This window comes from Neisseria sp. P0021.S005 (assembly GCF_051956955.1).
Genome location: NZ_JBQCWY010000261.1, coordinates 1 through 4,001, shown reverse-complemented (window position 1 = coordinate 4,001; position 4,001 = coordinate 1). Strand labels below are relative to the sequence as shown.

Sequence of the window (4,001 nt, the reverse complement as noted above, 5' to 3'; positions counted from 1 at the left end):
GTCTTGAGTATTTGAAAGTCGATGTGACAAAGAAAGACGACTTCATTGCTTTGGGCGACTTGGTAAAAGCGCGCAAGAATACTGAGAATGTCGTGATCTACCTCTCAACTGCGCCGAAATTCTTTGCGCAAGCCTGTGAAAACCTTGCCGAAATCGGTTTGAATGCCGATAACGTGCGCGTAGTTTTGGAAAAACCGTTGGGTACGGACTTGGCTTCTTCCCAGCAAATCAATACAGATGTGGCCCGTTATTTCAAAGAAGAGCAGATCTACCGTATCGACCATTATTTAGGTAAAGAAAGCCTGCAAAACCTGCTGGCCTTGCGTTTTGCCAATGTGATGTTCGAGCCTTTGTGGAACAACAAATATATTGAAAGTGTACAGCTGACCATCGCCGAGCAGTTGGGCGTGGAAGAACGCGGCGAGTTTTACGACATTACCGGCGCGTTGCGCGATATGGTGCAAAACCACTTGATGCAAATGCTTTGTATGACTGCCATGGAAGCACCGGCGAGCTTGGATGCGGATGCCGTACGCGACGAGAAAGTAAAAGTCATTAAATCGCTGAAACCGCTGACCATCGAATCCGTCAACGAAAATGTTATTCGCGGCCAATATGTTGCAGCAAACGGCATGAACGGCTATCTGGAAGAAGTCGATGTACCGAAAGACAGCTTCACTGAAACCTATGTTGCCATCAAAGCCGAAATTGAAAACGAGCGTTGGAAAGGCGTACCTTTCTACCTACGTACCGGCAAACGCATGGCAGGAAAAGTGGCGGAAATCGTGTTGAACTTCCATCCGCTGCAAAACCATATTTTTGACAACAGCCAACCTGCGCCGAATCGTTTGGTTATTGAACTACAACCGACCGAATCCGTCCGCCTTTACACTCAAGTAAAAACCCCGGGTGCAGGCAACAAAGTCGAAGTGACACCGATTGGCGTGGACTTGGGCACAGCAGTAGAGGGCCGCCGCGCTGAGGCTTATGAGCGCCTGCTGCTGGATGTGATTAACGGCAAACTCGCTTTGTTCAACCGCCGCGACGAACTCGAAGCCGCTTGGGAATATGTGATGCCTATCCTGGAAAACTGGGCGAACAATACAACGCCTCCGCATGCTTACGAAGCCCATTCTTGGGGTCCTGAAGCTGCGCGCGCGCTGTTGGCGCGTGACGGCAACAAGTGGCACGAAGAGCAATAATATTTCTTTCAGACGGCCTTGTTTTCCAACAAAAGGCCGTCTGAAACCATGAAAGGACGAAACATGTTTGTTTGGCACGAACAAGAAAACGCTGCAACTGCCGCGCAGGCTCTCGCTGATGCCGTTGCCGCTGCATTACAAACCGCGTTGAATGAGAAAGGCCATGCGGTTTTGGCTGTTTCCGGCGGTCGTTCGCCGATTGCGTTTTTCGAGGCTTTGTCGCAAAAAGATTTAAATTGGCAAAATGTCGGCATTACTTTGGTGGACGAGCGTATTGTCCCGACCACGCATGCCGACAGCAATACAGGCTTGGTACGTGAATATCTGCTCAAAAATAACGCGGCCGTTGCCACATGGATTCCTGTTGTTGAAGACGGAAAGTCTGAAACTGAATTACAACCTGAAGTTGTCGTTGCTTATGCATTGAAACATTACAAGCAACCTGACGTGCTGGTGTTGGGCATGGGAGGAGACGGGCATACAGCGTCGTTGTTCCCTCAAGCGCCTCAATTACAGGCCGCAATCAATGAAGCTGATGACCCGACATTGATTCATACTACGCCGGTTACCGCGCCGCATGAGCGTGTGAGCATGACTTTGGGTGCGATTGCCAAGACGCCGAATGTATTTTTGGCCATTCAAGGCGCAGAGAAAAAAGCAGTATTTGATAAAGCTGCCACAAGGGCTGATACCGAATATCCGACCAGCCTGATTCTCAATCACCAAGGAATTAACTGCCATGTCTACTATGCACACTGAAGCTTATCCCCGCCTGGTCGCCGATATCGGCGGTACGAATGCCCGTTTTGCGCTTGAAACTGCACCGCAAGTGATTGAGAAGGCTGAAGTTTTACCTTGTAAAGATTACGATACCGTCGTTGATGCCGTCAAAACTTATTTGGAACGCGCAGGCAGCCCGAAAGTTTTGCACGCCGCCTTTGCGATTGCCAATCCGATTTTGGGCGACTGGGTGCAGATGACCAACCACCACTGGGCGTTTTCCATCGAGACCACCCGTCAGGCTTTGGGTTTTGAAACGTTGATTCTGTTGAACGATTTTACCGCCCAAGCTTTGGCAGTGACCAAAACTGAAAAGAATGACTTGGTACAAATCGGCGGTCAAAAGCCCATCGAATTTGCACCTAAAGCCGTTATCGGCCCGGGTACCGGTTTGGGTGTCAGCGGTTTGGTGCACAGCGCTGCCGGCTGGGTGGCATTGGCAGGCGAGGGCGGCCATACCAGCTTCCCGCCGTTTGACGATATGGAAGTGTTGATTTGGCAATACGCTAAAAACAAATACGGCCATGTTTCTGCCGAGCGTTTCTTGAGCGGCGCAGGTTTGAGCCTGATTTACGAAGCATTGGCCAAACGCGACAACATCAAACAATGCCGTCTGAAACCTTCGGAAATCACCGATAAGGCATTGAGCGGAACATCGCCGATTTGCCGTCAGACTTTGGATATTTTCTGCGCCATGCTGGGTACGGTTGCTTCCAATTTGGCTTTGTCATTGGGTGCGCGCGGCGGCGTGTATTTGTGCGGCGGCATTATCCCGCGCGTGTTGGATTACTTTAAAACGTCCCCGTTCCGCAGCCGCTTTGAAAATAAAGGCCGCTTTGAGGCTTATCTTGCCGCTATTCCCGTGTATGTCGTATTGAGCGAGTTTCCGGGCATCGTCGGCGCGGCGGTCGCATTAGACAATCATTTAAATAACGTTTAAACACACAAACGGCGGTGCAGGGCAGGGGGTGGAAAAAACCCTTGTCCTGAACGTCAAAAAATCAAAGGGTAGAGTATATGTTAAGCAAAATCAGCGAATCATTGTCCAATCTCTCCGGCGCAGAACGCAAAGTTGCCGAATCTGCGTTGGCCGAGCCGAAATGGTTCGTTCATGCCGCTGTGGCCGAAATCGCCGAGCGTGCATCCGTCAGTCAGCCGACTGTAATCCGTTTCTGCCGCAGCTTGGGTTACAAAGGCTTGCCTGAGTTCAAACTCGCTTTGTCTGCCAGTATCGGTCATGAAGGTATGCCTTACGTTCATGAAGAATTAAACGCCGATGACAACATGGGCAGCGTGGTCGAAAAAGTGTTGGGCAACGCCGCAGCCTCCCTCTTGGGCGAGCGCCGCTTTCTGAAAGAATCCGAGCTGGAAAACGCGATTGCCATTCTGATGCACGCGCGACGCGTTGAGTTTTATGGAGTCGGCAACTCCGGCATCGTTGCCCAAGATGCGCAACACAAATTCTTCCGCTTCGGTATGTCCACCGTTGCCTATGTCGATACGCATACCCAGTTGATGGCAGCTTCCGTGTTGACCGAGCAGGATGTGTTGGTGGCGATTTCTAATACCGGCTCATCTATCGAATTGTTGGACGCGGCCAGTATCGCCAAAGAAAACGGCGCAGCCGTTATCGCGCTGACCCGCAATGATTCGCCGTTGGCTCAAATGGCCGACTGTGTATTGAGCATTGCCACTCAGGAAAATGCCGAGCTTTATACGCCTATGGTGTCCCGCCTTCTGCAGTTGGCCGTTATCGACATTCTTGCTATCGGCTTGGCCTTGCGCTTGGGCGATACTGCCAGCACGCAACTGCAAAAAAGTAAAAAAAGCATACATAACAAACACATCGAATACGATAAAGATTGATTCTTCACTGATATCTTCAGACGGCTCCAACCCACATCAAGGCCGTCTGAAACCTCAAAAAACGGAAACCACCCCGTTCCCGTTTCAGACGACCTCACGGCCGTTTTCTCAACAAAACTGTCCACTATCCAGGAGAGCATCCGATGAAACACC

General features: G+C 50.7%; 4 protein-coding genes. All 4 read left to right on the top strand.

What is annotated here, in order from left to right:
* Positions 1-1,202: glucose-6-phosphate dehydrogenase (gene zwf, locus ACTHUE_RS12285; RefSeq protein WP_440402919.1), on the top strand; the 1,202-nt coding region annotated here is incomplete at its 5' end.
* Positions 1,203-1,265: 63 nt separating this feature from the next.
* Complete coding sequence (gene pgl / locus ACTHUE_RS12280; protein WP_070461366.1) at positions 1,266-1,961, top strand: 6-phosphogluconolactonase; 696 nt, start codon at positions 1,266-1,268, stop codon at positions 1,959-1,961.
* Positions 1,942-2,922, top strand: a complete 981-nt coding sequence (locus ACTHUE_RS12275; RefSeq protein WP_070461367.1) for a glucokinase — start codon at positions 1,942-1,944, stop codon at positions 2,920-2,922. The genes pgl and ACTHUE_RS12275 overlap by 20 nt, the downstream gene beginning before the upstream one ends.
* A gap of 77 nt (positions 2,923-2,999) precedes the next feature.
* A complete protein-coding gene (gene hexR / locus ACTHUE_RS12270; protein WP_004519348.1) occupies positions 3,000-3,848 on the top strand; it encodes a DNA-binding transcriptional regulator HexR in 849 nt (282 codons plus the stop codon).
* Positions 3,849-4,001: the final 153 nt, after the last annotated feature.

Coding starts and splice junctions, on each gene's coding strand:
- pgl (WP_070461366.1), top strand. CDS start 1,266: ATGTTTGTTTGGCACGAACAAGAAAACGCTGCAACTGCCGCGCAGGCT.
- ACTHUE_RS12275 (WP_070461367.1), top strand. CDS start 1,942: ATGTCTACTATGCACACTGAAGCTTATCCCCGCCTGGTCGCCGATATC.
- hexR (WP_004519348.1), top strand. CDS start 3,000: ATGTTAAGCAAAATCAGCGAATCATTGTCCAATCTCTCCGGCGCAGAA.